Origin of the sequence: Hymenobacter sp. UYP22, from assembly GCF_040547285.1 — a bacterium.
GTDB lineage: Bacteria > Bacteroidota > Bacteroidia > Cytophagales > Hymenobacteraceae > Hymenobacter.
In genome coordinates, this window is record NZ_JBEPPK010000013.1 from 24,494 (window position 1) to 50,812 (window position 26,319).

A 26,319-nucleotide genomic window follows, 5' to 3' on the forward strand; every position below is an offset into this window, starting at 1 on the left:
CTACGCGTCTTTTTCCTGCTTTCTGCTCTATTCTGCCTGCTTTATTACCTTTCTCCCACCCTATTCGCTGGTATGCAACTTGAACTTATTCTGGATCAGCCGGGCCTGACTATCAGCTACGACCATGATAACGAATGGCTGTACGTGAACTGGCAAGGCGCCCATGATCCGGTTTCGTCGCGGCAGTGCTGCCTGGCTATGCTCGACGTGATGCGCCAGCGGCCGACAGCCAAGATTTTGAACGACAATTCCAATATCACCTCCACTACCGTCAAACTCACCGAATGGAGCCTGAACTGGCTGCAGGATATGTACGAGGCGGGGCTGCGCTACCTGGCCTGGATTTATGCGCCGGTATTTCCCGGCCGAAACTCTACGGAGGCTATTGTGCAGTACCTGGAGCGCCCCACCGTAGCCTCGTTTGATGATGTAGCCACGGCGTTTAACTGGCTGCGCCGACAAAGCAGCACGGTACCCCGCCACTAGCAGCTCAACACTACCGAATTATGTACCAACCTTATTAGGCAGCGGCCTCGTACCTGAAGCATACTACCTTATCCCCCTGGTGTATGTTTCAACTTCACTCCCGCGCTTTTTCCGGCCGTTTAGCCGCCGTATTCGGCGCTGCCCTGCTGCTTACCGCTTGCTCCGATGATGATGCGGAGGATTCCTCGCCAGCGCTGCCCGGCACGGTGGCCTTCACCCAGGCTGGCCTCTACCCCGAGGGCGTGCAGTACGACGCTACCGGCAACCGTTTTCTGGTTAGCTCCCAAACCCGGGGGGCAGTGGGCCAGGTGAAAGACGATGGTACGTACACCCAGTTTGCCGATGACGCCGTGCTGGTTTCTACTATTGGCATGCGCGTGGATGAAAGCCGGAACCGCCTGCTGGTGGCCGTATCGGACCCCGGCTACAATACCGCCCGCACTTCGGCGGCCACCCAGCGCAAATTGGCCGGACTGGCTATTTTCAACCTTACCTCCGGCCAGCGCACCGCCTACGTAAACCTGGGCGGCCTGCGACCCACCCAAAACCACTTCGCCAACGATATTGCCGTGGATGATCAGGGCAATGCCTACATCACCGACAGCTTCGCACCCATCATTTACAAGGTAGATGCGCAGGGTACGGCCACGGTGTTTCTGGAAGATGCGCAGCTAGGGGCCCCGGCCGGGGCGTTTGGGCTCAACGGCATTGCGTATCACCCCGGCGGCTTTCTGTTGGTCGCCAAATCCAACGAAGGGGCGCTGTTTAAAGTACCGCTGGCTGCTCCGGCATCCCTCACCCGAGTAACCCTGCCCCAGGCCCTTACCGGAGCCGACGGGCTGCTACTTCAGGATAATACCACGCTGCAAGTGGTAACCAACGCCCAGGCCAAGGTATACCGCCTGGGCTCCACCGATAACTGGGCTACAGCCACCATTTCGGGCACCTTCAGCACCCCACCCCAGTACCCCACCACCCTGGCCCGCCGCCAGGGAGCCGACAGCTACGTGCTGTACTCCAACCTCAACGCCTTGCAGGCCAACCAAAATCCGCCTGTTTCGGTGTTTACTATTGCACGGGTAACGTTTTAGCAGGGCACTGAGTAGCAACCAAGCGCCGGGCACTTTGCTTACAGCAGCAGGGTGCCCGGCGCTTGGCTGTTAGAGCCGCTGGTATTACCTACTGGCCTTCACTGAGCTTCTTGGATAAGCCTTTGGGCACTCCGGCGCTATTCAGCAGACCACTTACCAAGCCCTGCCGCCACAGCGAAAACACTGAGAACCGCCGCTGCCTATCGGATAGGATGGCGCCCGGCTTCAGCTCCGCGCCCGGCCGGCGGGGGTTATTGTCGCGAATGAACACTCCGTTGATGACGGAGGTTTGCAGCCGGTGCAGTACGCCGGGGCGGTTTTGGCGGTTAAGGCGCTGCAACTTGAGGTCGGTGTAACGGCCCCACATGGTACCCCGCGCCGCCTGCTGGTCCAGCGTCATCCGGAAGTCGATTTGGTGTACTTGCCCGCTCCGAAACACCAGGCCCAGGGTGGGTACCGTCATGGAGTTGAGCATGGCCAGGGGCGTGCTGTAGAAGGTACCTTGTAACGTGTGGCGGCCAGCAGGGTCCAGCAGATTGGCCTGTAAAGTAAGTTGGGCTCTGCCCTGGCCCTGGAGCCAGCCACTGGCCACTCCCGTGAGCGGGCGGACAGCACTCATGCGGGCGGGGTCGTTGCTGAGGTTGCGCAGCGTGCTGGCAAACCGGGTAATCTGCAGAATACCGGGGGCTGCGTGGCGGGGCGCCCGGTAGAGCATGGTCAGGCTGGCCTGCCTTAGGCGTAGCTGATTTACCGCAAACCGGAACGGCAAGCGCCCTAACGCCTCGGGGGTTACGCGGGAAATTCGGGGGTTACCGGGAAAGCGCCCATCGGAGCGGGTGGTAACGCGGGCACCCCGTACGCCCAACACAGCGGCCCGCAGCTCCCCCTGGTTCACGGCCGCCGGGAAACTGAAGCCGCTCAGCCACACAGCCGGGAACCGGGCGCTTATGTGCGCCGCCTGGTGGCCCTTGCGGCGAGCCAATGCCTCCACCGACAACGTGGGCAATACCGACACAGCACTTAGGCGCAGGGAGCCAGCGCGGGTATCAGCCTGCATGTTCTGCCAGGACAGGTGGTAGTAGGGCGCATCGAGCGTGGCCGTAGCCTTGCCAGTTTGCAGATGCCAGCGGCGGGCGTAGTACATATCGGTGGGCGGCCCCTGCCGGGGTAGTATCTGGAAGCCGGACCCAACCAGCTCCACCCCCGCCACCGCCGGAGCCAGCTCAGTACCCGCTACCCGCACGCGCCCGTTTGTGACTACCAAGGCCCCCAGCCGGCAACTGCGCAGGTAAGCTGCCAGCACCGTGTGCAGACTAGGCGGCTTCTGGGCGGGCAGGGTCAGGGCCAGTCGGGGGCTTTTCACCAGCAGCGAATCGGCCCGAAAGTCTTGCCGGGCTAAGCGGGGTCCATCCAGGCCAATCAGCTGCAGGCGCGGCACCACCAGGCTAACCCGCATAGCCTGGCTGCGCTGATGGTTGATGGGCTGGGTTGGGTGCAGCAGCAGGGAGTCCAGGAGCAGGTGGCCAAGTACCGAAGAAAGCTGCAGCCGCCTTACCCGCACCGTGTGGCCCGGCACCTGCACCGCCAGGCCCCGCGTTTGGCCGGTTACTGCCGCCGCGTACCCTATGCGGCCCGAATCAGCGGCGGCAGCGGCGCTGAGGCGTACATCTGCCATTATCAAGCTGGTTTCACCGGCTTGCAGGGTGGGACGGCCGGCCGGGCCCAAGCTGCCATGCAGGTGCCGTACCGCCAGCCGCCCCACCCGGAGGCCGGCTACCGGCAGCTGCTCGTACAGGGGTTGAGAACTGCGGGCGGCGGGAAGCTGCTGTAGCCGCACGGCAACTGAGTCGAGCACGATGCTCTCCACCGGTACTTCAGCCCGGCGCAGCAGAGCACCCCAGCTTACGCCCCTCACCTCTACCCGGCCCAGGGCCAACTCCAGGCGCGGCAGCCGGCCCGAGTCGGGGGTGGCGGCTACGGTACGCAGGTGTAGGGCATGAGCTTCGGCCCCGAGCGGCCACAAACGGGTGCGCAGCTTGCCAATATGCAGCCGGTACCGGCCCTGGCTGGCCGTATACACCCGCTGCTCGGCCTGGCGCTGCAGCCAGGGGTCGAGCCAAAAGCTGAGCAGTCCCCACAGGCTGAACGCCACAAAAGCCAGCAGGCCCACCAGCCACCGCCCCCAATGGTGAAGCCGGACAGGTGCAGTAGGTACGGATGAGGCAACAAAAGTAGGCACGGCGAAACTTACGCAAGAGCCACCCGCCGGGGTTACCCGGATTCGGCCCACCCCCGTATTCAGCCTACCTCAATGCTACCGGATTGTAGACGGAACATCTACCTTCGCCCCCGCCCTACTTGCCCGCTACCCCTGCTTTGCATACTCTTTCAGGAAGCCACTTAGCCCTTCGCCCCCGCCCTACTTGCCCGCTACCCCGCTATGCATGCTTTTTTCCTGGCGGCCTATTATTGAGGTTGCAGCCACCAGTATGCAGCACCAAACACCGCAATGGGCCCAGTACCTCGTGGCACTGCTGCTATTACCTGCGAAAATGCGTGAAGCCGTGTGCCTGAAACTCAACATTGCTCAACATCTGGTTGCGGTTTTTCGTGGACAGGTACCAGCTGCTACCAACCAATAAGCCATGCTGCCCGTTTACCGTCCGATGCTGGCTATAACTTCCCTTCTGAACACCCAGAACGCCGACCGGATCAATCGGCTGATTAAGAGTCTGGAAACCGAGTTTGGCCTGGATGATGTGCAGGCAACTCCCGACCCCCACATTACCTATCAGCTGGCGGGGGTGCGCAAGCTCTCGGCCCTGAAACAGGTACTGCGCGATGTAGCCCGGCACACCCAACCCTTCGTGGCGCACACCACCGGCCTGGGCGTATTTCCGGGGCCCAACCCGGTCATTTACATTCCGGTGTTGCGCTCCGATGCCCTCAACCACCTGCACAAACGCATTTTGCGGGCCACGGCGCCACTGTGCCTGCGCACCGATAAGTTCAGCGGGCCCGACTGCTGGCTACCGCATATCTCCCTGGCCCTGCACGATACCACCCCCGAGCTGCTGGGCCCCGTAATGCAGTACCTCAACCAGCAAACGTTTAATCTGAAGCTGGCCGTTACCAATCTGGCTATTCTGCGGCAGGAAGAGGAGCGGTTTATTCCGGAGAAGATTTTCACTTTTGAGGGCCACAAGCACGAGACTATTCCCTCCCTGTTTGAAACTGCTGGCTAAGTGCTGGTTAGCGCCGGTTCACTCTTGCCGTGGGGGTACGGTGCAGCACAATCAGCCGCCAACTAATACCTTTACCCTCTCCGTTTCACCTTCTGACCGTTTCTGTTCATGTACCAAACCGTACTGTTGCTGCACTCCTGGACGCGCTGGCTCGTTCTCATCTTTGGCCTGATTGCCATTTTCCGGGCCTTTGCGGGCTGGCAGGGCCGCAAGCCCTACGTGGGTGCCGATAACGGCATGGGCGCCTCCTTTGTAGGCTCCATGCACCTGCAGCTGCTACTGGGTATTATCCTGTATTTCATCAGCCCCGTGGGCATCAAGGCCTTTGAAACGGCCGGCAGCGCCGTTATGAAGGACGCCGGCAGCCGTTTCTTTGCCGTGGAGCACTTGGTAGGCATGCTGCTGGCCGTAATTGCGGCACAAGTAGGCCGGACGCTGTCTAAAAAAGCCTCCGACCCTGTTCTGAAGCACAAGAAGGCCTTTACCTGGTTTTTAATTGCACTCATCCTGGTGCTCATTATGATTCCCTGGGGTATTTGGAATCCAGCCCGCCCGCTTTTTCACGTGTAATATTTGCTGGTAGTTGTTCCTGACTACCTAGTCAACCAAAAAAGGAGTGAGCCGAACGGTTCACTCCTTTTTGTTTTTCCGGGATGCGCTTGTCAACAAATAGTTATATTGCTTCCATACCCCCACCCCAACCAGCCCACCATGAAACACTTCTTACCCCTTGCTTTGCTGCTGGCCGGCTGCGAGCAGGCCGCAGTGCCCGCCCGCACGCCGGCCGCGCAGGTTGCTACTGCCAACCGGTATGCGCAGGAGACTTCCACTGACTCCTACATGCGGGGGTACTCTAAAATGGACCAGTGCCTCTGGGGCAACGGGACCTGCGCGGTGGGCGCTTCCGCCGACATGACCGCCCGTTCCGAGGGGCCTTCCCTGCGTACTCCCCGCGTGCGGCTCACCCTGCGCCAGCAGCGCCTCGATGTGCAATTCCTCACGCCCTTCGACCCGAGCGTGCGCGCCGTTACCATCCGCCCAACCGAGGAGTTTTTCATTGATCAGCCCGAAACGGACGCCCTGGGAGCCAGCGCCATCAAGATTCTGCACGGTGCGTATGCCATCGACCGGAACATGGGCCAGTATGGAGGCCTGCATTTCAGGGTGCAGGTGTACTAAGCTCAAGGTATGCCCGGCAACCACAACGGCCGCTTCTCCGGGTAGGGAAGCGGCCGTTGTGGCTTTTGAGGTATGCCAATCAGATGCTCTGCCCGCCCGATACCTCTATGCGTTGGGCATTGATCCAGCCGGCCTCCTCGGTACAGAGGAAGGCCACCACCGGGCCGATATCAGTGGGCAAGCCCACGCGGCCCAGGGCCGTCAGGCTGGCAATGTGCGTATTCACTTCCTTGTTGTCGCGGGTGCGGCCACCGCCGAAGTCGGTTTCGATGGCACCGGGCGCCACCACGTTCACGCGAATACGGCGGCTGGCCAGTTCCTTGGCCTGGTACTTCGTTAGGGTTTCAACGGCGGTTTTGGCACTGGCGTAAATGGACGGCCCTGGCAGAACAATCCGCGTCAGCCCCGACGAAATATTGACGATGCCGCCCCCGTCGTTGAGCAGGGGCAGCGCCTTTTGGGTCAGGAAGAACGGCCCTTTCAGGTGGATGTTCAGAATGTCGTCGAACTGTTGCTCGGTGGTTTCAGCAAACGGCGCATACAGCCCCGTACCGGCGTTGTTGATGAGGTAATCGAACCGGTCGGTGCCAAAGGTGTCGCGGAGCGTGGCTTGCACCTGCCCAAAGAACCCATCAAACGACGCGCTATCGGAGGCATCAAGCTGCAGGGCGGCGGCTTTACGGCCCTGGGCTTGAATTTCGGCCACCACAGCTTCCGCCTCTTCTTTTTTGCTGTGGTAGGTCAGCAGCACGTCGAGGCCTTTCTGGGCCAGATTCTGGGCCATATTTTTGCCGAGGCCGCGGCTGCCGCCCGTTACCAGGGCTATTTTGCTAGTGCTCATATCAATCAGGGTTAAATGATACGGCAAAGGTGGCGCTTAGCATCCCCTCCGCTCTGGTGAGTAGTTCAGATTAACTGGTAACAGTTTCCGAAGTTTCGGCCCGCTGCTGCTCCCACAGCAGCTCCCGGTACTGCCGGGGCGTGACGCCCACGAAGCGCTTGAAGAACTTGGTGAAGTTGGAGGGGTCATAGGTGAGGCGGGCTGCCACCTCCGCCACCGACTGCTGCCGGTTGCTCAGCAGCTCCTTGGACACGGCCACCAGTTTGCGCTCATATATGGCGCAGGGGGCCTCACCGGTGGTAAGCTTGAGCGTGTTGCTGAGGTGGGTGGGATGAATGCAGAGCTGCCCGGCAAAATCCCGAATTTCCAACGCCTCCGTAGCCTGGCCGGCCGCTAGGTCATCCACGTGGGCATGCACGAGGCGGGTGAAGTCGGCCGTTATTTCGTGCTGGCGGGCCAGTATTTTCTTGGGTAGCGGAGTAGGCATGGGACCGGGAAAAGAAATTATCCGTCGACGCGGACTGCATACGGCTGGAAGTTCTGGTATAGTACCGTAACCATGTGGTTTAGGTCGTGGGCCGTTTCAAATGACAATTCCCATTTCACTGGCTTGTTGTCAATAAGCTGCGGTATATCTAACCCAACTGGCCATAATTCCGCCGAAAAATCCTGAATGGCAAAACCAGGTTGCCAGTTACGAAACTCTGCCTCAATCAAGGGCTGCATTACACCGACAAGCCATGAATAATTGGTTTCTATATCCTTATAAAAGTTTCGCTGAGCAACTGTTGGTCCGTCTGCGGGTGCATCTACCGCAATATCAAGCATGTGCCCGGTCGGCTGAAACCGGCTTCTGCATTCAAAATATCCGCCGCCTTTCCGGTCAGTGGAAATCCAGCGCATTTTCCCAAATTTCTCGTCCTGCTTGTACACTGGCTGGCAGAAGAGCCGATGCCATAGGTTTCTGAAATGGGACATTATATGAAAGATAGAATAGACAAGTAATACCTGTTTGGCATAGACGCGCTTTTCCAGTATTTAGCCATGAAACATATACTGGGCCGAATGGTTTGATTTTCGTAACTGCACGCCATGGCCAAGCTCACTACCCTCGAAGAATTTTACCGGCAGAAGATTCATTGGCTGCCCGACAACCTGCAGCAGGATATCGGCCACTTCAATGTGTTTCGGCTCGATGATTTTGTGGGACCCAATGCTTGCCACCTTCCCTATAGCCGCAAGGATTTCTACAAAATTACGCTGGTGCGGGGCCGCAGTAACTACCACTTCGCCGACAAAACGGTGGAAATCCGCGGTAATGCCTTGCTGTTTGCCAACCCACTGGTTCCCTACGATTGGGAGCCGCTGGACGACGACCAATCGGGTTATTTCTGCATCTTCACGGAGGCCTTTCTCCAACGCTATTTGGCTGCTGGAGCCCTGGAGCTGCCCATGTTCAGGCCGGGTGGGCAGCCATTATATTCTCTCTCCGATGCCCAGCTGGCCAGCACTACCCAGTTGTTTGAGAAGATGACTGCTGAGTTGGATTCGGACTATGCCTTCAAGTACGATTTGCTGCGCAACTATGTGTTTGAGCTGGTGCACAGTGCCCTGAAGCTGCAGCCGGCCACCACGCTCTACCAGGAAAGCAACGCTGCCACGCGCATTGCCTCCCTGTTCACGGAGCTACTGGAGCGCCAGTTCCCCATCGAAACGCCGGGCCAGCAGGTGCGTCTGCGTAACGCCCATGCTTTTGCCGGGCAGCTGGCAGTACACGTTAACCACCTCAACCGCGCCCTGAAGGAAGTAACTGGTAAAACCACTACCCAGCTCATTGCCGACCGGTTGGTGCAGGAAGCCCACGCCCTGCTCAAGCACACGGCCTGGAACGTGGCGGAAATCAGCTACTGCCTGGGCTTTGAGGAACCGGCCCACTTCACCAACTTCTTCCGTAAGCGGGCGGGCACCACGCCCACCGCCGTACGCGCTGTTTGATTTTCGCAAGTATCGGTTTGAAATGGGCAAGCCGGCGGCCTTGCTCCCGCTCTAGTTTTGCAGTGTACTAACCACGCAACCTATGAGCATCTACCCACGCTGGCTTGCGCCGCACCGTCCGCGGCCCTGCCCGGCCTCCATCAACCAACTTTTCCTCTTGAAAACCGCTGCCTGGCAACCTTGCCGCTTAGCGCAGTAACGGCGGCCGAAAGGGGCGGTTGAAGGGGCTTGCGTAATACGATTTCGTTGCCGGCTGCAATAAAACAGACGCTTGCGCGTCTGCCCATGTAGCTACCTCACCTTCTAACCGCTTTTCCTATGCTGTATCAATTCGCAAGCCTCGCCCTGAGCGATTCGCTGTCTTATCACGAAAACAACCAATTACATGACTACCAACAACATTTGGTTTGTGACCGGGGCCTCGAAGGGCCTGGGCCTGACCTTAGTGAAGCAGCTGCTGGCCCTCGGCTACACGGTGGCGGCCACCTCCCGCAACCTGACCGAGCTGCAACAAGCCGTGCCGCCTGATAGCGGCCGTTTCCTGCCCCTGCACATGGACCTCGGCAACGAGGACAGCGTGCGGCAGGCCATTGCCACCACCATCAGTACCCTGGGCGGATTGCACGTAGTGGTGAATAATGCTGGCTTCGGTCAGGTTGGCGCGCTGGAAGAACTATCTGATGCAGAAGCGCGCCGCAATTTTGACGTGAATGTGTTTGGGCTGCTGCATGTGCTGCGGCATGCCACGCCCCACTTGCGCCAGCAGGGCGCGGGGCGGGTGTTCAATATTTCCTCGGTGGGCGGCTTCACGGGCAACTTTCCGGGCTGGAGCATCTATTGCGCCACCAAGTTTGCCGTGGCCGGCCTCACAGAATCGTACGCGGCGGAAGTGCAGGAGTTTGGGGTCCAGGCCAGCGTGGTATACCCCGGTTATTTCCGCACCGATTTTCTGACGAGTGGCTCTCTGGGCACGCCCCAGCAGCCCCTGGCAGCCTACCAAGCCGTGCGCGACTCCCAAACGGCCCACGAGCAGCAGATCAACGGTAACCAGCCCGGCGACCCGGAAAAAGCCGCCGCCGCCCTCATTCAACTCAGCGAAACCGAGCACCAGCCCCTGCACTTCTTTCTGGGAGCAGATGCTTACCAGATGGCCGGGCAGAAAATGGCGCTGGTACAGCAGCAACTGCAGCAATGGCAGCCTCTGGCCACTGCCACGGGTTTCGGGGAGGCGTAGTAACATCGAAGTTTCAGGATATAAAAAGGTCCGCGGCATAGCTGCGGGCCTTTTTTGTTCGTAATCCGAAGATTTACTGCCTTTTTTGCATTCTGATACCACCTTCTGCGTGAGCCAACCTACCGGCCTACAGCTGTTGAGCACTGGGCCTACTGGCTCAAACCCGGGTTTCGCTTACTCATTTTACGCCTCCTGTCATTGCGCACCGCTGCCTTTCTTGTTCTGCTCTTTCTGATTTCCGGTGGCGCTTTCGGCCAGACCAAAGCCCGCAAAGCAGTAGCCCGGCGCGGCGACGGAGTGCAGGTGCTACTTCAGCGCTACGGCCTCAATACCCGCCAGCAGCAGCAACGATTCAAGCAACTCAACAAGGGCCGCCTGACGCCGGCCGGGGGCTTGGTGGTGGGCCGCAGCTACTTGCTGCCGGCCGCCGCTCCCACGCTGAAAGCCACCGCGCCCAAGCAGAAAACGGCTGCCAATCTTCGCGCTACCAACCCTACTTCCCGCGGCAAAAGCACCCAGCCCCTGCTCACGGCTAACCTATTCGGGCCCAACTACAGCCCGGTGCCAGTGCGCGACCGGGCCCTGCGCGGGGCAGTATATTACCTCTCGCCGGGCCACGGCGGCCCCGACCCCGGCGCCATCGGCAAGTACGGCTCCTTCAAGCTGGCCGAGGATGAGTACGCCTACGATGTGACCGTGCGCTTGGCTCGGGTGCTCATGGAGCATGGGGCCACGGTGTACGTAATGGTGCAGGACCCCAACGACGGTATCCGGGACCAGAACGTGCTACCCATTGATTACGATGAGGTTACTTACCCGCGCCAGACCATTCCGCTGAGTCAGCTGGGCCGCCTGCGCCAGCGCATTTCGCAGGTAAACAAGCTGTATGCTCACCATAAAGGGGCCTACCAGCGGCTACTGAGCCTACACGTGGATAGCCGCAGCGAAGGCCAGAACATCGACGTATTCTTCTACCACCACGCCAACAGCCAGGCTGGGCTGCGGCTGGCTAAGAACATTCACAAGGTGTTTACCAACCGTTACAAGCGCGCCCAGCCTAATCGGCCTTATTCCGGCAACGTATCGGAGCGGGGCAGCTTGTACGAGGTACGCACCAGCCACGCCCCGGCTGTGTTTATGGAGCTAGGTAACATTCGCAACGCCAAAGACCAGCGCCGCTTCGTGGTGCCCGACAACCGTCAGGCTCTGGCCAACTGGATTTACGAGGGCCTGCTGGCCGACTATACCGGCCGGTAAGGCAACAACGCGTTTTTGAAAATACACAAACCTAATAGAGCGTCATTCTGAGTGAAGTCGAGGAATGACGCTCTATTAGGTTTGGTAGGTTGATACACGAACTGAGCTTTACCTAACAGCACGCGGCTTACTTCCTGCCTTTGCGAATGGCTTCGATGGCCCGGTCCCGTCCTTCTTTTAAATCCACCAGCGGCTTGGGGTATTTATCGGTGCCGTACTCGGGCACCCACTCTTTGATGTAGGCCAGGTCGGGGTCGTACTGCTTTTGCTGGGTTTCAGGGTTGTAGACCCGGAACCAGGGCGCGGCTACGGCCCCGGTGCCGGCCATCCACTGCCAGTTGCCCACGTTGTTGCTCATGTCGTAGTCGAGCAGCTTCTCGGAGAAATAATGTTCCCCCAGCGTCCAGTCGATAAACAGGTGCTTTACCAAGTAACCGGCTGCCACAATGCGCGCCCGATTGTGGATGTAGCCGGTTTCGTTGAGCTGGCGCATACCCGCGTCTACAAAGGGCTGGCCGGTGCGGCCCTCGCACCAGGCTTTGTACTCCTTGGGCGCGTCGCGGTAGGGCAAATGGCGCATTTTAGGGTCGTAGGCCTCGGTGGCGGTGTTGGGAAAGTGCCAGAGCAGCATCATGAAGAAGTCGCGCCAAATCATTTCGTTCAGCAGCTTCTCGTTGAGCTTCTCGGCCTGCTGCATAAGGCTGCGGATGCTAACCGTACCAAACCGTAGGTGCACCGACATGCGGGTAGTGCCCCGCTCCAGGGCGGGCGTGTCGCGGGTTTTATCGTAGTCCTTTACCACGGCGGGCGGGGGCAGCTTGGCGGGCACCGTGTACTGCTCGTGGCGCTTGAAACCCATCTTCTGCAGCGTGGGCCGGGTTTTGTCGGCGGCCAGGGGCTGGGCCAGGTTTTCCTTTTTCAGGAGCCGGGCCGAAGGGTGGGGCTTGAAGTCCTCGGGCTTCATCTGGGCCTGCCAGGCTTTGGAGTAGGCCCCGAATACCTTGTGCGGTTTACCATTCTTGGTCAGCACCTCGTCCTTGGCGAAAATCACCTGATCCTTGAAGCTGCGCAGCTCCGCGCCGTGTTTCTGCAGCAGCTCGGCCACGGCGGCGTCGCGCTCCGTGGCGTAGGGCTCGTAGTCCTCGTTGGTGTATACGGCGGCCACATCGTAGTCCTTCAGCAGCTGCCGAAACACGTCCAACACCTTGCCGTAGCGGGCCACCAGACCGCCGCCGGCCGCGTGGGCTTCATCAGCCAGCCGCTCCACCTGGTCGAAGATGAAGGTAAGGCGGGCGTCTTCGGGCTCCAGCTTGTCGAGGATGGTTTTATCATAGATGAACAGGGGCAGTACGGGTTCCTCGGCCTGCAGAGCCGCCGCCAGGCCCGCGTTGTCCTCGAAACGCAGGTCGCGGCGGTGCCAGAAAAGACTGATTTTCATAAATACGCTAGCAGTGAAACGGCCAAGTGGCGGGCCGCTGGGTACTGCTAACGGCTGAGCCTACGGTTGAGTTAGCCCGCGCGCCCTATTGTCATCCTGAGCGCAGCGAAGGACCTTATGACGCAGAAACGATATCCGTACACCGGCTCGTGCTGACGTGATAAAGTCCTTCGCGCTGCTCAGGATGACAAGGAATTATCCACTCTTCCCAAATAACTGACAACTGGCAACTGACAACTGAATTATGGGTTCATCAGCAGGTACAGCAGGTTATGATACAAGATGCCCTGCTCGCCGTCGTGGATACCGTCGAGGCCGGCGTCTTCCAGGAGGGCTTCCACTTCCTCGTAGTCCTGCAGAAAGTCGATTTCCACCTCATCCTCGTCGGGTTGCTGGGTGTGGGTAAGGTAGCGGCGCTTGGGCTCCAGGGTGATGTAGAGCTTGCGCCAGCGCGTCTGGGCGATTAGCAGGGCGTCGTAGGCGGCTATTTCGTCCTCATCGAGGTGCACGTACACGGTGGTTTTCTCACTCTCGGGGGTGTGGTGCAGGAAGCTGGCGAGGTCGATGGGCATGGCGGCGGGTTGAGGGTGGAACGGGGCGAAGGTACGGCACGGCGGGGGCCGGGCGCGGGGTTCAGGAGAAAAGTTACCTTCGTAGCACCCATTTTTCCCACCCACCCCACTCCCACCCTGTTATGCTGAATCAGCAAGACCACGCCCACATTGGCGGGCAGCCCCTGCGCCCCGAAAGCCTCATGATGAGCTACGGCTACACCCCGGCCTGGAGCGAAGGCGCCATCAAGCCCCCCATTTTCCAGACGTCCACCTTCGTGTTCAAGAACGCTGAGGAAGGCAAAGCTTTCTTCGAGCTGGCCTACGGTCTGCGCCAGCAGGGCCCCGACGAGGAAATGGGCCTGATTTACTCCCGCCTCAACAACCCTAGTCTCGAAATCCTGGAAAACCGCCTCTGCCTCTGGGACGGGGCCGAGGAAGCCGCTTCCTTCGCCTCGGGCATGGCCGCTATCAGCACCACCCTGCTGGCCCTGCTGCAGCCCGGCGACGTGGTGCTGCACTCCGAGCCCGTGTACGGCGGCTCCGATTTCTTCCTGAAAAACGTGCTGCGCAAGTTTGGTATTGAAGCCGTAGGCTTCCGCCCCACCGCCACGCCCCAGGAAATGGAGGCTCTGGCTGCCAGCTTGGCGCCCGGCCGCCTGGCTATGGTGTTCGTGGAAACGCCCGCCAACCCCACCAACCACCTCGTGGACCTAGAAGCCTGCGCCGCCCTGGCCCGCCGCCACAGCACCCCCGAGAAGCCCGTGCGCCTGGTGGTGGATAACACCTTCCTGGGCCCGGTATTCCAGCACCCGCTCCGGCACGGTGCCGATGTGGTGCTGTACTCGGCCACCAAGTTTCTGGGCGGCCACTCCGACCTTATTGCCGGCGCGGCCCTCAGCAACCGCGCCCTGATGAAGGAAATCAAGGCCATGCGCACCTTTATGGGCACCATGTGCGACCCCAACACCGGCTGGATGCTCATGCGCAGTCTCGAAACCCTGAAGCTGCGCATGGAGCGCGCCGCCACCTCGGCCCAGCTCATTGCCGACTGGCTGCGGCAACACCCGCTGGTGGCCCGCACCTACTACCTCACCCACCTGGAGCACTACCCCGTGCAGCAGGATATCTACCAACGCCACTGCCTGTCGCCGGGCTCCATGATTTCGTTTGACATCCGCGGCGGCGAGGCTGAGGCTTTCCGCTTTCTCAACGCGCTGCGCCTCATCAAGCTGGCTGTGAGCCTGGGCGGCACAGAAAGCCTGGCCGAGCACCCCGCCACCATGACGCACTCCGACATTACCCCCGCCGAGCAGTACGAAATGGGCATCTCCCCCCAAATGATTCGCCTCAGCATTGGCGTAGAAGACCCGCAGGATTTGATGCTGGATATCAGCCAGGCATTTGAAGCCGTGGGCGTGGGGCAGGAGGTTGAGACGGAAATGGCGTAGTTCTCTACGTCATGGACTTAGTATGCCTTGGTTGGGTTAACAGTATATTATCAACCCAATCAAGGCATTTACTTTTCTGCTAGTATCGTGAGTACAACTTATCTACAATGACATATTCCAGTGCCTTTTCTCCGCTGACCCCGGCCGTTGTGCTGTTCTTTCTATTGTCACTAGCCAATGCATGCTACGGGCAGCAAGAGAATCTAAAAACAACTTACCCGGGCTTAAAAACATTGGTGTATTCCCCTGGCATAAGCGGGTTTAGAAGCATTGGCGAATGCACGCCATGCATTTTGGCACGATACGATAAGGACGGCCATCTATATACCAAAGCCGTTCAATACACTGATTGCGGCGTTGGTTTCTACAACGAATATTACCCGAGTGGCAAGCTGAAAATTACGGGGCAGCATCAGGAAAACGACACCGGCAAGTGGGACGACATCTATGACCGCGGGCTTTGTTGGACTAAGACCGGCGAGTGGATTTTCTATTCTGAAACGGGCAAGGTCATTACCAAGGAATATTGGAATAATGGCATCTTCTTAAAGCAAGTGCCCGAACGCTCCCTCAACGAAGCATGGAAAATCAACTTTATTCTAAACGGTAATATTCTTGAAAAAGACGCCCGTATCAGCATGAACGACATCAATAGTTTAACCGTCGTGCCTGTTTTCAAAAACAAGTCGAATAACAAACCTGCTTATCGCAGCTCACTAACAATATCAGCAACGGGCAAAGTGCAAATACGCGTCGATTTTTCAGAAAATGGAAAATTGGAAACGGATATCTATGCCTTGCTCAAGACAAAAGGATATAATGACTCGAGCAAGACCAGTCTTTATATTCTAACTACCAATCAAATGGACAGCAAACAAAGCTGGGGGCATTTTTTCAAGTTCAAATAACCCGCACTTAACCCAGTAGAACTAGTGCCTGTAAAAACTAAAAGAGCCCGCCGCTGAACATCAGCGGCGGGCTCTTTTATGTATTGCTAAGCGGCAATTACTGCCCCAGCACCATAGCAAACACCAGCGGGGCTACGATGGTAGCGTCCGACTCGATGATGAACTTGGGCGTGTCCTGGCCCAGCTTGCCCCAGGTGATTTTCTCGTTAGGCACGGCGCCGGAGTACGAACCGTACGAGGTGGTGGAGTCCGAAATCTGGCAAAAGTAGCCCCACAGCGGCACCGAGGTGCGGCCCAGGTCCTGGTGCAGCATGGGCACCACGCAGATGGGGAAGTCGCCGGCAATGCCGCCGCCAATCTGGAAGAAGCCTACTTTGCTTTCCTCGGTAGCCTGCTGGGTGTACCAGTCGGCCAGGTAAATCATGTACTCGATGCCGGTGCGCACGGTGTGCACGTTCTTGATGTCGCCCGAAATCACGTGGCCGGCGAAGATGTTCCCCAGCGTGCTGTCTTCCCAACCGGGGCAGATGATGGGCAGGTTTTTCTCGGCGGCAGCCAGCATCCAGCTGTCCTTGGGGTCAATCTGGTAGTACTGCTCCAGCTCGCCCGACTTCAGGATCTGGTAGAAGAACTCGTGGGGGAAGTACTGCTCGCCGGCTTTGTCGGCCTTCTCCCAGAACTTCAGCACCGAGTGTTCGAGGCGGCGCATGGCTTCTTCCTCGGGGATGCAGGTGTCGGTTACGCGGTTCATGTGGCGCTCCAACAGGGCCTGCTCGTCGGCGGGTGTCAGGTCGCGGTAGTTGGGTACCCGCTCGTAGAAATCGTGGGCCACCAGGTTGAAGATATCCTCTTCCAGGTTGGCACCGGTGCAGCTAATGATTTGCACCTTGTCCTGCCGAATCAGCTCAGCCAGCTGGATGCCCATTTCGGCGGTGCTCATGGCCCCGGCCAGGGTAATCATCATCTTCCCGCCTTCGGCCAGGTGCTTGTTGTAGCCTTCGGCGGCATCAATCAGGGCTGCGGCGTTGAAGTGGCGGTAGTGGTGCTTGAGGAAGTTGGTTACGTTCATCAGATCGTAGGTTCAGTAAATGGGTGTCGGTGTTCTATCAAAAAAAGGCCCGGAATCGTTCAATACGAAAAGCGTATATCGAAGATTCTGCATAGTGTGCTATTGGGGCTGGGTTGCTCACAATAGCACAGTTTAGGCAGGTAGTTGAGCTAGGATTGGTGCATCTGCGCGGCGGCGCTCTGCTTCAGGATGTACTCCAGCAGCTGCTCGGGGTTCAAGTCCACGCCGCTCAGGTTCACGGATAGCATGGTGAAGCCCAGCGCGGCGTTGGCACTAGCCAGCTTGCGCTTCAGCGGCGGCAGGCGCTGCAGATACTCATCCTCGTTGTGGAGCACCAAGCAGATGAAGTTCTCTTGGTTGATGGAGCGCACGTAGGCATCGTCAATGTCGGCCCAAGGAATGAGGCCGACGCCCAGGGTGCGGTCCAGAATGCCTTCCTCGGTGATTTGCAGGCGGGGGCGGCTGTCCAGCAGCTGCCGGATTCCGACCAGCACACCGGTACCGAAAAAGGCAATGGAAACGAGCCCTAGCCCCCACTTGCCTTCGGTTATAATCATGAAAACGCCCATGGCCACAAACGCCAATCCGCCCAACGTGAGCAGGGCGTAGCGCCAGCGCGAGTTATGGTAGATGAGGTTTTCGGCCATGGTGGTGGAATGAGCGTTAATACCTATTCATGAGTCTTTCAGAGGTAAAAGAACGTCATGCTGAGCTTGTCGAAGCATCTCTACCGCATTGCTAACTTCTTTGATTAGACAGAGGTAGAGATGCTTCGACAAGCTCAGCATGACGGGCTAACCGGGCTCCTCAATCATGAGGTTGTGGTTGGTGTAGATGCAGATGTCGGCGGCTATGTGCAGGGCTTCCTCCACCATCTGGCGGGCCGTGAGGTGGGGAGCGTGCTTTTTGAGGGCCAGCGCCGCAGCCTGGGCGTACATGGCCCCGGAGCCGATGGCCGCCACGTCGGAGTCGGGCTCCAGCACGTCGCCGGTGCCGGCAATGATGAGCAGTTCGTCTTTATCGGCTACTACCATCATGGCTTCCAGCTTGCGCAGGTACTGGTCTTTGCGCCACTCCTTGGCCAGCTCAATGGCCGCGCGGCGTAGCTGCCCGCCGTAGCCGCCCAGCTTTTCCTCAAACTTATCGAGCAGCATAAAGGCATCGGCGGTGGAGCCGGCAAACCCGGTTACCACTTTGCCCTCGTGGAGCTTGCGCACCTTGCGCACGTTGCTCTTGGCCACGTGCTTATCCATAGTGGCCTGGCCATCGGCGCCGAGGGCAATCTGGCCGTTGTGGCGCACGCCCAGCACGGTAGTGGAACGGATTCTCATGGCGAAATCAGAAACTAGACGGGTGGTTTTTCAACAGGAAGGCGCAAAGCTACGGGAATCCGGCCGCAACGCCCAGCCGGAGTCGGCCGATTCCGGAATGGTGATGTGGTTGTGCTGGTCCGGCGGCTGCAAGCCGTCGGCCGGTTGCCGGTTGGTGTATCCGCACGGTGGCCGTTGGAACGTCAGCTAACGACAACCGGCCCGACGGCTTGCAGCCGCCGGACCGGCGCACGATTATAGCGTCTTCCAACGCTGCAACTGGCTTTTCTTACTGCACGGAAGTGCGCGGGTCGGGTACGGGCTTCATTTCGTAGTTCTGCGGGGCCTCGGCCCCGGCCAGGTGCTGCACGAAGTAGTCCCAGCGGCGGCGCATCATGTAGGGCGAAGCAGCTCCGAAGCCGTGGCGGGCTTGCGGGAATACCACCAGGTCGTAGCTTTTGTTGGCTTTGGTGAGGGCATCTACTACCAGCCACGTGTTATAGGGCGGCACGTTGTCGTCCATCAGGCCGTGGGCCAGCATGAGCTTGCCCTGCAGGTTTTTGGCGTAGGGGGCGTTGGCCTGGTTGTCGTAGTTGGTGGTGCCGTCGGCGTTGGTTTTGAGCAGGCCAATGTAGCGCTCCGCCCAGTCGTCCTCGTAGTTGCGGTTCTCGTGGTTACCGGATTCCGAGATGCCCACCTTGAAGAACTCCGGGTAGCGGAACATGGCTGCGGCCGTAGCGTAGCCCCCACCCGAGTGGCCCCAGATGCCTACCCGATTCACATCCATGTACGGGTGCTGCTGGGCCAGCTGCTTGATGCCGGAAATCTGGTCCGACAGTGTGTTTTCGGCCATGTTGCCGTAGCAGGCGTCGTGGTAGCTTTTGGAGCGCAGCGGGTTGCAGCTACCCTCAATCACCACTACCACAAAGCCCAGCTCGGCCAGGGCCTGGTTGTCGTTGCGGGCGGCGCTGAAGGCCCAGCTGCCCACGCCCCCACCCTGCGGGCCGGGGTAGATGTAGTCGATAACCGGGTACTTCTTGCTGGCGTCCAGGTTGGTGGGCGTGAACATCAGTCCGTACAGGTCCGTCTGCCCATCGGCGGCTTTTACGGTGATGGGCGTGGGAGCCTTCCAGCCGGTGGCGGTGAGGCGGGAAATATCGGTTTTCTCCAGCGTGGATACCAGCTTGCCGTCGGCGGCGCGCAATACCGTTTGGCCGGGCTTGTCGGGCTGGGAGTAGGTATCGATAAAGTACTGGCCCGAGGGCGAGAGGGTCACCTGGTGGTTGCCGGGTTCGGGGGTGAGCAGCTTGAGGTTTTTACCATCCAGCCCGATGCGGTACAGGTGGGTAAAGTAGGGGTTGCCCGGCTCCCGACCATCGGCCAGGAAGTACAGCTCCCGCTTCTGCTCATCCACGCGCAGCAGCTTCGTTACTACCCAGTTACCCTTGGTAATCTGGCGCTTCACCTTGCCGGTGCCGGCATCATAGAGGTACAAATGGCCCCAGTTGTCGCGCTCCGAGTACCAGATGATTTCCTTGCTCTTGGGCAGGTAGCGCCAGTTGATTGCGCCCTGGCCCGACTCGTACTGCGTGGGCACGGTTTCGGTGAATACCTCGCGCACGGTGCCCGTGGTGGCGTCGGCAATGCGGAATTTCTCCTCCTTATGGTCGCGGGAAGTCGAGACGAAAGCTAGCTCCCGGGTATCGGGGCTCCAGTCCACGTCGTCGAAGGTACCGCTGCTGGAAATATCGTCGGAGAGGGTGCCGCGGTGCGCATCAGGAGCCATCTGGAAGCGCACCACTTTTGGGGTGTTTACTTCGATAACCACCCGCTCAATCATGGCAATGTCCTTGTCGCCGGGAAGCGGGTATTTCCAGCTTTCCAGCTTCGGATGGCCGATATTGGTGCTCACCAGGTACATGCTGCCCACGTTGCGCTGGTCTTGGCGGAAGGTGGCAATCTTGCGGGAGTCAGGGGACCAGCGCAGCACCGGGGCGTCGCTGTGACTCCAGCCGGCGTTGTCGGTGGCGTAGCCGTAGTCCTTGGTGCCGTCGGTGGTGAGCTGGGTGAGCTGGTTGGTGTTGGTGTCGCGCACCCACAGGTTGTCGTCCTTGATGAAAGCGGCCAGCTTGCCATCGGGCGAAGTCACCTCGTTGCCGGCGTTGGCGTAGGGTTTTGCCGGGGCCGTATCGGGCGTCAGCTGTCCGCTGAGTACGTCGTACTTCCAAGCCTTACCGGCGGCAGCAAAGGCAATGTTCTTCTCGTCGGGCGAGTACGTGAGGCTGCGGATGGGCAGGCGGTCGGCCTCGTAGGTTTTGCCGCTGGCCGAGGATAGCGCGGCGGCCAGCTTGGCCTGGTCGAAAGCAGTAGTGCGGGTTTTACGGGCGGGGTCCACCAGTACATACTCACTGCCTTTGGGCGTGAGCACCCGGTACCAGAACCGGTCGTTGCCGAGCCAGTTGGGCTGACCAGCGCTGCCGTCTACCAGAGCCGAGGTGTTGTAACCGAGAAAACGCTCGGCCCGGGCGTAATCCTGGGCCGTGAGAACGGGCCGCTGCTGGGCCGAGGCTGCGGCCGGAGCCAACACTGCCGCCGCCGAGAGGGCCAGTAGATACTTGTGCATAGTGTTTACAGAAGGGTGGAAAAGCCGCCGGTTTCCGGCGGGAGCGGAAGGTAGCACACATTCGGCGTACCGCCTATGGGTCGGGTTTATGCGCGCAAGGCTGCATCCAGGTCAGCCCCTACAAACATTCAGCCCGTCAAGCTTCGACTTTGGTCGGCATGACGGGCTGAATCTGGTTGGGTCTGAAAACTCCAAAACAGTCCTGCTGAGCTTGTCGAAGCATCTCTGCCGCTTCGTTGTCGTGGTAATCCAACGAAGCGGTAGAGATGCTTCGACAAGCTCAGCAGGACGCTCAACGAGTTGAAAACGACTTTTCAGACCCAACTCAATCTAGAAAAGCATTCTGCTACCTGTTAGAACCGGGCTTGCAGCTTGGCAAAGTAAAACCGACCGTTCGAGCCCATCTGCACCGGGTCCCAGGCGCCGCCGGTTTCCGTGTTGTTGGGGTTGAAGAAGGTGGGGTAACGGTTGAACAGGTTGGTGCTGCCCACCGAGAACTGCAGGTGGTCGGTGAGGGCGTAGCTCAGCGTCAGGTCGGTGGTAACGCGGGCCGCGTAGTTCATATCGTTACCATCGAAATCCACCAGCCGCACCTTATCAAAGCGCACAAACCGCAGCAACGTGCTGAAACGGCCCAGCTCATAATCGAAAGTCAGGTTGATTTTGGAGGGCGGGGCCGAGGCTTTTACGAAGGCCTGCTCCCGGGGCCCGAAGAAGTCATCCTCCCGCCCCGCCAGTCGCCCGGAGGTCCGTACCCGGTCAATTTTAAGCTGGTTGATGTTAGCCGCCACCGACGAGTTCAGCTGCCCCTGCCCCAGCGTGGCCGTGTGGTTCAGCACCACATCCAGCCCCAGTGAGCGAGTATCCACGGCGTTGGCAAAAAACTGAGCCTGGTCTACGTTCAGCGCCTGCAAATCAGGACCAATTACCGGATCATCGGCCGAGAATTGGCTGGTCAGCACCACCCGGTCTTTCACCTTGATGTAGTAGCCGTCCACGGTCAGGCTCAGCGAGGAGCCGATGCGACTGGTGAGGCCCAGGTTGGCGCTGTTGGAGGTTTCCTGCTTGAGGGCGGGCACGCCCAGCTTCTGGGTTACGGCGCTGTTGTTGCGGGCCAGCAGCACCTCCACCGGGTCGCCGCCGATGAAGTTGGTGAAGGTAGAGTTGAAGTTGATCTGGGCCAGCGAGGGCGCCCGGAAGCCGGTGCTATACGTGCCGCGCAGCGTGAGGAACTCGGTGAGGTTGTAGCGGGTGGAGGCCTTGTAGTTGAGCGTGCTGCCGAAGTCGGTGTAGTGCTCGTAGCGCAGCGCAGCGGCCACCAGCCACTGCGGGGTCACGCTCAATTCCGCATCCACGTAGGCGCCCACGTTGTCCCGGTCGGCCTTGATGGCGTCGCTCGGCTGGTAGCCCGGGAAGCCCTGCGAGCCGCCCGATTTGCTGGGGTCGTAGTTGCGGTAGGAGGCTTCCTCGCCGGCAAACAGCGAGTACCACTCCCGCCGGAACTCGGCCCCGGCGGCAATGTTGAGGCCGTTGAGCACAGTCTTGTAATTGCGCGTGAGGCCCAGGCTCACCACATCCTGCTGCAGCTGGAAGCCCCCGGCGTTAAACGACGTGGGCGAGGCCGCGCCCAGTGAGGCATTCAGCGAGTTCTTCACCCCGTACTCAAAGCGGTTGGAGCCGAAGTTGTTGCTCAGGTCCAGGTCCCACTCGCCCAGCTTGGTGCGCAGGCCAACTACCGCCGAGGCGTCCCAAATGTCGCTGGTGATGATGGGGTCGAAGCCGTTGGGGTAGATGGCGGGCACGTTCCGGTCGTCGTCGGCGAAGCGCGTCCAGGCGTAGGCGTCGCCCTTCCGCTTGTTGGCTCCGCCAAACACGTAGATGTGGCTGCGCTCCGAAAGGGCAAACTTGGAGTTGAGGTAGGCTGAGAGGTTCTGCACTTTCGGGTCGCCGTACTCGCGGCGGGCCAGTCCGTCGGGGGCGGGCACGTTGGCGCGCTGGGTGTGCTGGCGCTGGTTGAAGTCGAGGGTGGCATTCACGAAGCTGCCCCGCTCGCCCAGGCCCAGGCCGTAGTTCACGTTGGCGTTGAGGTTGCCCCCGTCAAATTTCTGGTCGTCGCGGCGGTAGCTGGCATCGTAGGCCCCGTAGTTGGCGCTGGCGGTCAGCTCGTTCACGGAACTTTTGAGTACGATGTTAATTACGCCGGCAATGGCATCGGAGCCGTACTGGGCCGCCGCGCCGTCGCGCAGAATCTCAATCCGCTCGATGCTGGCAGCCGGTATCACGTTCAGGTCGGTGCCGGTGTTGCCGCGCCCCCGGGAGCCAAACAGGTTCACCAGGGCCGACTGATGCTGGCGCTTGCCGTTCACCAGTACCAGGGTCTGGTCGGGGCCGAGGCCGCGCAGGGAGGCCGGGTCCACGTGGTCGGCGCCGTCGGAGCCGGTCTGGCGGTTGGAGTTGAAGGAGGGCGCCACAAACTGCAGCAGCTGGTTCACATCGAGCTGGCCGGTTTTGGTGGTCACCTCCCGCAGGTCAATGATATCCACCGGCGAAGGCGAATCGGTGACGGAGCGGTTCTGGCTGCGCGAGCCCACCACCTGCACGTCACCGAGACTGGTGGAGGAGTCGGCCAAACGCACGCTCACCTCGCCGCCAGTGGCGGCCACTTCCTGGGAGCCGTAGCCAATGGAGCTGATTTGCAGGCGGGGGCTGGCCGTGCGGGTTTTCAGGGTAAAGCGGCCCGCGTTGTCGGTGGCGGTACCGTTGTTGGTGCCTTTTTCCACCACGGTGGCCCCAATAACGGGTTTGCCGGCGCTATCCAGCACTTGCCCGGTCAAGGTCTGGCCCTGCCCAAAGGCGGCGGTTACACTTACGACGCCGAGCGTCAGAGCCAATAGAGGCTGCTTCATAGTATCTGCTGATTGGTGAACGGAACACGAACCACAGAGTCGCCGGCGCAAGCTCCGCTGCCGGTAAGTATAGATGATTTGCAATGATTTAGCACGACCAATTCCTCTCACTGTCTACTGTTGTGCTTTGCTTCGGGGCCGTTCCAATAAAAAAAGCCAGCCCCGATGAAGGGCTGGCTTCTCTATTTACCGTGTTATATGGCTCAGATGAGCATGCGCATGGGGTCTTCCAGCAGGGCTTTCAGCGTCTGGAGGAAGGCGGCACCGGTGGCACCGTCCACTACGCGGTGGTCACAGCTCAGGGTTACCTTCATCACGTTACCAATGGCCAGCTGACCGTCCTTCACCACGGCCGTTTGCTTGATGCCGCCCACGGCCAGGATGCAGGCATCCGGGGGGTTGATGATGGCCGTGAATTCTTCGATGCCAAACATGCCCAGGTTGGAGATGGTGAAGGTGCTGCCCTCCCACTCGGCGGGCTGCAGCTTCTTGCTCTTGGCTTTGCCAGCCAGCTCCTTTACCTCGGTGGCAATGCTGCTGAGGCCTTTACCATCAGCATTACGCACCACGGGCACCAGCAGACCTTCGTCCACGGCTACGGCCACGCCAATGTTCACCACCTTGTTCTGGCGGATTTTGTCGCCGAGCCAGGAGGAATTAACGGCGGGGTGCTGCTTCAGGGCCACGGCGGCAGCCTTGATAACCATATCGTTGAAGCTGAGCTTCACCGGCGACAGAGCGTTGAGCTGGGTGCGCACTTCCATGGCCCGGTCCATCAGGATTTCCATGGTCAGGTAGAAGTGCGGGGCCGTGAACAGGCTTTCGGAGAGGCGACGGGCAATTACCTTGCGCATCTGCGACACCGGCGTATCGGTATAAGTACCGTCGGCGGGCTGAGCCGCGGGAGCGGCGGCCGGAGCGGCTTTTGGCTGCTCCGGTAGGGCTGCCTGAATGTACTCCGACTGCACAGTGGCCGGTTGGGCCGGCTGCGAAGCCTGCGCAGCCGGGGCTGGCGCAGGCTTCGCAGCCGGGGCAGCCTCCAAGTCGCGGGACACGATGCGGCCGTTTTCGCCGGAGCCTTTAATGGTGCTCAGGTCGATGCCTTTATCCTTAGCAATATTTTTGGCCAGCGGCGAGGCGAAAATGCGGCCGCCGTTTTGGGCGGGAGCAGCCTCGGGAGTAGCTTCGGCAGGTGCGGGGGCCGAGGTAGTAGCAGCGGCCGGAGCAGCTTCAGCGGCGGCCGGGGCCGGGGCTGCGCTACCGCCCGATTGACCGCCGAGCAGGGCCTGTACGTCGGCGCCTTCTTCCCCAATGATGGCCAGAATGCCATCCACGGGAATAGCTTCACCTTCTTTCGGGCCTACGTAGAGCAGGGTGCCATCCTCGTAATTATCCAGCTCCATGGTGGCCTTATCGGTTTCCACTTCCGCCAGGATATCGCCGGATTTCACCTTGTCGCCTACTTTCTTGAGCCAGGCGGCAATGGTGCCTTCCGTCATCGTGTCGCTCATTTTCGGCATCCGGATGATGGTGGCTTTCTTGCCATTGCCAGCCGGAGCGGCAGGTGCCGCAGCCGCAGGTGCTGCCGGGGCCGGCGCTGGGGCAGCGGCCGGCGCGGGTGCTGGGGCAGCCGGAGCCGTGGCGGGTGCCGCTTCGGCTTTGGGCGCCTCAGCCGGAGCTGCCGCGGGGGCCGGAGCGGGTGCTGCGCCACCGCTGAGCAGGGCCGAAATATCCTCGCCTTCCTTGCCCACAATGGCCAGCAGGCCATCAACGGGTACTGCGTCGCCTTCTTTCGGGCCGATATGAAGAAGCGTGCCGTCCTCGTAGTTCTCGAGCTCCATCGTGGCTTTGTCGGTTTCTACCTCCGCCAGAATGTCCCCGGATTTTACTTTGTCGCCTACTTTTTTGAGCCACGCAGCAATGACCCCTTCGGTCATTGTGTCGCTCATCTTGGGCATTTTTATGAGTTCGGCCATCGGTATCGTCGTTGGATTGAGTGGGTCAAAATTAGCCCGAAAAATCGGGGCTGCAAACGAAACCTGTAGTTGGTAAAATCAGCCGCCCGCAGCGAATTTTCGCCTATTTATACCACTTCCTGCAAGTGCCGCACATCTAGGAAGCTGCGCACCGTGAACAGAGAGCCGGTATAGTCGAGTTGGTAAAGGCAAAGGTTGTGGTGCTCGAAGCTGTCCATCTGGCTGAGCGGGTAGCCCAGCAGTTGACAGAGCAGCACCCGCATGGCCCGGCCGTGCATGCACACCAGCACGGTTTCTTCGTGGGGCCGGCTGGTTAGCAGGTCCACAACCGGGCGCTGGCGGGCGGCCACTTCTTCGGGGCTTTCTCCGCCCTGCAGGCGGGAAGTGGTGCGGCCGGCGCGCCAGTCCTGCAGTACGGTATGGTATTCCTCGTCCTCTTCGGGCGTGATGCGGGTGCCTTCGCGGGTGCCCCAGCTAATCTCGTTGAGGCCGGCGTGCTGCTCATGCGGCAGGCCCAGCTCCAGGAAGCCCCGCACCGACTGGTGGGTACGCTGCAGCGTGGAGGTGTACACTTTATCGAAGGGTACGTGGCGGTAGGCCGCAAAAAAGCGGGCCGCCTGCCGCTGGCCGGCCTCGTTCAGCGAAGAATCGACGCCGCTGCCCTGCACAATGCCGCGCACGTTGAAATCCGTCTGTCCGTGGCGAATGAGGTAGATTTTTTTGACGCTCATTTCCCGCTGCTTTTGCTGTTGTGTTCGT

At 59.9% G+C, this 26,319-nt stretch carries 23 protein-coding genes; 10 read left to right on the forward strand and 13 right to left on the reverse strand.

What is annotated here, in order from left to right:
* Positions 1–72 precede the first annotated feature (72 nt).
* On the forward strand, positions 73–486 hold the full coding sequence (locus ABIB60_RS17405) for a hypothetical protein (RefSeq protein WP_354581719.1): 414 nt from the start codon (positions 73–75) through the stop codon (positions 484–486).
* An 83-nt stretch (positions 487–569) separates the two neighbouring features.
* The gene (locus tag ABIB60_RS17410) at positions 570–1,577 is read left to right on the forward strand and encodes a gluconolaconase (protein WP_354581721.1); all 1,008 of its coding nucleotides are present in this window, start codon (positions 570–572) and stop codon (positions 1,575–1,577) included.
* An 88-nt stretch (positions 1,578–1,665) separates the two neighbouring features.
* Here ABIB60_RS17410 and ABIB60_RS17415 read toward each other — a convergent pair whose 3' ends face one another.
* Positions 1,666–3,816: a hypothetical protein gene (locus tag ABIB60_RS17415; protein WP_354581723.1), complete on the reverse strand. Its 2,151-nt coding sequence runs from the start codon at positions 3,814–3,816 to the stop codon at positions 1,666–1,668.
* Positions 3,817–4,222: 406 nt separating this feature from the next.
* Here ABIB60_RS17415 and ABIB60_RS17420 point away from each other — a divergent pair, with 406 nt between their 5' ends.
* The 3 genes from ABIB60_RS17420 (at position 4,223) to ABIB60_RS17430 (ending at position 6,001) form a co-directional block, all read left to right on the forward strand.
* Complete coding sequence (locus ABIB60_RS17420; protein WP_354581724.1) at positions 4,223–4,822, forward strand: 2'-5' RNA ligase family protein; 600 nt, start codon at positions 4,223–4,225, stop codon at positions 4,820–4,822.
* Positions 4,823–4,930: 108 nt separating this feature from the next.
* Positions 4,931–5,392 (forward strand): hypothetical protein, encoded by a 462-nt coding sequence (locus tag ABIB60_RS17425; RefSeq protein WP_315999794.1) that lies wholly within the window; start codon positions 4,931–4,933, stop codon positions 5,390–5,392.
* Between the two features lie 141 nt (positions 5,393–5,533).
* Positions 5,534–6,001, forward strand: a complete 468-nt coding sequence (locus ABIB60_RS17430; protein WP_354581726.1) for a hypothetical protein — start codon at positions 5,534–5,536, stop codon at positions 5,999–6,001.
* 79 nt (positions 6,002–6,080) lie between these two features.
* Here ABIB60_RS17430 and ABIB60_RS17435 read toward each other — a convergent pair whose 3' ends face one another.
* The 3 genes from ABIB60_RS17435 to ABIB60_RS17445 form a co-directional block, all read right to left on the reverse strand.
* A complete protein-coding gene (locus ABIB60_RS17435) occupies positions 6,081–6,842 on the reverse strand; it encodes an SDR family NAD(P)-dependent oxidoreductase (protein WP_354581727.1) in 762 nt (253 codons plus the stop codon).
* A 70-nt stretch (positions 6,843–6,912) separates the two neighbouring features.
* Positions 6,913–7,329 (reverse strand): helix-turn-helix domain-containing protein, encoded by a 417-nt coding sequence (locus ABIB60_RS17440; protein ID WP_354581729.1) that lies wholly within the window; start codon positions 7,327–7,329, stop codon positions 6,913–6,915.
* A 17-nt stretch (positions 7,330–7,346) separates the two neighbouring features.
* Positions 7,347–7,775: a hypothetical protein gene (locus ABIB60_RS17445; protein ID WP_354581730.1), complete on the reverse strand. Its 429-nt coding sequence runs from the start codon at positions 7,773–7,775 to the stop codon at positions 7,347–7,349.
* Positions 7,776–7,934: 159 nt separating this feature from the next.
* On the opposite strand from ABIB60_RS17445, the gene ABIB60_RS17450 reads away from it, so the two are divergent.
* From ABIB60_RS17450 to ABIB60_RS17460, 3 genes are all read left to right on the forward strand, one after another.
* Positions 7,935–8,837, forward strand: coding sequence for a helix-turn-helix domain-containing protein (locus ABIB60_RS17450; protein ID WP_354581732.1), 903 nt, complete (start codon positions 7,935–7,937; stop codon positions 8,835–8,837).
* 385 nt (positions 8,838–9,222) lie between these two features.
* A complete protein-coding gene (locus ABIB60_RS17455) occupies positions 9,223–10,071 on the forward strand; it encodes an SDR family oxidoreductase (protein ID WP_354581733.1) in 849 nt (282 codons plus the stop codon).
* Positions 10,072–10,269: 198 nt separating this feature from the next.
* Positions 10,270–11,328: an N-acetylmuramoyl-L-alanine amidase family protein gene (locus tag ABIB60_RS17460; protein WP_354581734.1), complete on the forward strand. Its 1,059-nt coding sequence runs from the start codon at positions 10,270–10,272 to the stop codon at positions 11,326–11,328.
* Between the two features lie 127 nt (positions 11,329–11,455).
* Here the strand turns inward: ABIB60_RS17460 and ABIB60_RS17465 are convergent, their stop codons facing one another.
* Complete coding sequence (locus ABIB60_RS17465; RefSeq protein ID WP_354581736.1) at positions 11,456–12,766, reverse strand: cryptochrome/photolyase family protein; 1,311 nt, start codon at positions 12,764–12,766, stop codon at positions 11,456–11,458.
* Positions 12,767–13,008: 242 nt separating this feature from the next.
* On the reverse strand, positions 13,009–13,338 hold the full coding sequence (locus tag ABIB60_RS17470; RefSeq protein ID WP_354581737.1) for a hypothetical protein: 330 nt from the start codon (positions 13,336–13,338) through the stop codon (positions 13,009–13,011).
* A 122-nt stretch (positions 13,339–13,460) separates the two neighbouring features.
* Here ABIB60_RS17470 and ABIB60_RS17475 point away from each other — a divergent pair, with 122 nt between their 5' ends.
* Complete coding sequence (locus ABIB60_RS17475) at positions 13,461–14,768, forward strand: cystathionine gamma-synthase family protein (protein ID WP_354581739.1); 1,308 nt, start codon at positions 13,461–13,463, stop codon at positions 14,766–14,768.
* Positions 14,769–14,875: 107 nt separating this feature from the next.
* Entirely contained in the window at positions 14,876–15,676 is an 801-nt protein-coding gene (locus ABIB60_RS17480; protein ID WP_354581740.1) for a toxin-antitoxin system YwqK family antitoxin, read from the forward strand.
* 97 nt (positions 15,677–15,773) lie between these two features.
* Here ABIB60_RS17480 and ABIB60_RS17485 read toward each other — a convergent pair whose 3' ends face one another.
* The 7 genes from ABIB60_RS17485 to ABIB60_RS17515 all read right to left on the reverse strand — a co-directional run bounded on the left by ABIB60_RS17485 (position 15,774) and on the right by ABIB60_RS17515 (position 26,291).
* On the reverse strand, positions 15,774–16,745 hold the full coding sequence (locus ABIB60_RS17485) for a deoxyhypusine synthase family protein (protein WP_315999807.1): 972 nt from the start codon (positions 16,743–16,745) through the stop codon (positions 15,774–15,776).
* A gap of 149 nt (positions 16,746–16,894) precedes the next feature.
* The gene (locus ABIB60_RS17490; RefSeq protein WP_354581741.1) at positions 16,895–17,392 is read right to left on the reverse strand and encodes an STM3941 family protein; all 498 of its coding nucleotides are present in this window, start codon (positions 17,390–17,392) and stop codon (positions 16,895–16,897) included.
* A gap of 147 nt (positions 17,393–17,539) precedes the next feature.
* Complete coding sequence (gene hslV / locus ABIB60_RS17495; protein WP_354581743.1) at positions 17,540–18,076, reverse strand: ATP-dependent protease subunit HslV; 537 nt, start codon at positions 18,074–18,076, stop codon at positions 17,540–17,542.
* Positions 18,077–18,344: 268 nt separating this feature from the next.
* Positions 18,345–20,678, reverse strand: coding sequence for a S9 family peptidase (locus tag ABIB60_RS17500; RefSeq protein WP_354581744.1), 2,334 nt, complete (start codon positions 20,676–20,678; stop codon positions 18,345–18,347).
* Between the two features lie 353 nt (positions 20,679–21,031).
* Positions 21,032–23,584 carry a TonB-dependent receptor gene (locus tag ABIB60_RS17505; protein ID WP_354581746.1) on the reverse strand — a complete coding sequence of 851 codons (2,553 nt, stop codon included), beginning with the start codon at positions 23,582–23,584 and terminating at the stop codon, positions 21,032–21,034.
* A 203-nt stretch (positions 23,585–23,787) separates the two neighbouring features.
* Complete coding sequence (locus ABIB60_RS17510; RefSeq protein ID WP_354581747.1) at positions 23,788–25,560, reverse strand: pyruvate dehydrogenase complex dihydrolipoamide acetyltransferase; 1,773 nt, start codon at positions 25,558–25,560, stop codon at positions 23,788–23,790.
* 107 nt (positions 25,561–25,667) lie between these two features.
* Positions 25,668–26,291, reverse strand: coding sequence for a histidine phosphatase family protein (locus tag ABIB60_RS17515; RefSeq protein ID WP_354581749.1), 624 nt, complete (start codon positions 26,289–26,291; stop codon positions 25,668–25,670).
* Between the last annotated feature and the right edge of the window lie 28 nt (positions 26,292–26,319).

What these genes read in the sequence shown, in the direction of transcription:
- ABIB60_RS17470 (WP_354581737.1), bottom strand. Translation starts at nt 13,338, where the DNA reads ATGCCCATCGACCTCGCCAGCTTCCTGCACCACACCCCCGAGAGTGAG.
- ABIB60_RS17510 (WP_354581747.1), bottom strand. Translation starts at nt 25,560, where the DNA reads ATGGCCGAACTCATAAAAATGCCCAAGATGAGCGACACAATGACCGAA.
- ABIB60_RS17425 (WP_315999794.1), top strand. Translation starts at nt 4,931, where the DNA reads ATGTACCAAACCGTACTGTTGCTGCACTCCTGGACGCGCTGGCTCGTT.
- ABIB60_RS17430 (WP_354581726.1), top strand. Translation starts at nt 5,534, where the DNA reads ATGAAACACTTCTTACCCCTTGCTTTGCTGCTGGCCGGCTGCGAGCAG.
- hslV (WP_354581743.1), bottom strand. Translation starts at nt 18,076, where the DNA reads ATGAGAATCCGTTCCACTACCGTGCTGGGCGTGCGCCACAACGGCCAG.
- ABIB60_RS17485 (WP_315999807.1), bottom strand. Translation starts at nt 16,745, where the DNA reads ATGAACGTAACCAACTTCCTCAAGCACCACTACCGCCACTTCAACGCC.
- ABIB60_RS17440 (WP_354581729.1), bottom strand. Translation starts at nt 7,329, where the DNA reads ATGCCTACTCCGCTACCCAAGAAAATACTGGCCCGCCAGCACGAAATA.
- ABIB60_RS17420 (WP_354581724.1), top strand. Translation starts at nt 4,223, where the DNA reads ATGCTGCCCGTTTACCGTCCGATGCTGGCTATAACTTCCCTTCTGAAC.
- ABIB60_RS17505 (WP_354581746.1), bottom strand. Translation starts at nt 23,584, where the DNA reads ATGAAGCAGCCTCTATTGGCTCTGACGCTCGGCGTCGTAAGTGTAACC.
- ABIB60_RS17405 (WP_354581719.1), top strand. Translation starts at nt 73, where the DNA reads ATGCAACTTGAACTTATTCTGGATCAGCCGGGCCTGACTATCAGCTAC.
- ABIB60_RS17480 (WP_354581740.1), top strand. Translation starts at nt 14,876, where the DNA reads ATGACATATTCCAGTGCCTTTTCTCCGCTGACCCCGGCCGTTGTGCTG.
- ABIB60_RS17435 (WP_354581727.1), bottom strand. Translation starts at nt 6,842, where the DNA reads ATGAGCACTAGCAAAATAGCCCTGGTAACGGGCGGCAGCCGCGGCCTC.
- ABIB60_RS17410 (WP_354581721.1), top strand. Translation starts at nt 570, where the DNA reads ATGTTTCAACTTCACTCCCGCGCTTTTTCCGGCCGTTTAGCCGCCGTA.
- ABIB60_RS17500 (WP_354581744.1), bottom strand. Translation starts at nt 20,678, where the DNA reads ATGCACAAGTATCTACTGGCCCTCTCGGCGGCGGCAGTGTTGGCTCCG.
- ABIB60_RS17450 (WP_354581732.1), top strand. Translation starts at nt 7,935, where the DNA reads ATGGCCAAGCTCACTACCCTCGAAGAATTTTACCGGCAGAAGATTCAT.
- ABIB60_RS17465 (WP_354581736.1), bottom strand. Translation starts at nt 12,766, where the DNA reads ATGAAAATCAGTCTTTTCTGGCACCGCCGCGACCTGCGTTTCGAGGAC.
- ABIB60_RS17475 (WP_354581739.1), top strand. Translation starts at nt 13,461, where the DNA reads ATGCTGAATCAGCAAGACCACGCCCACATTGGCGGGCAGCCCCTGCGC.
- ABIB60_RS17515 (WP_354581749.1), bottom strand. Translation starts at nt 26,291, where the DNA reads ATGAGCGTCAAAAAAATCTACCTCATTCGCCACGGACAGACGGATTTC.
- ABIB60_RS17455 (WP_354581733.1), top strand. Translation starts at nt 9,223, where the DNA reads ATGACTACCAACAACATTTGGTTTGTGACCGGGGCCTCGAAGGGCCTG.
- ABIB60_RS17490 (WP_354581741.1), bottom strand. Translation starts at nt 17,392, where the DNA reads ATGGCCGAAAACCTCATCTACCATAACTCGCGCTGGCGCTACGCCCTG.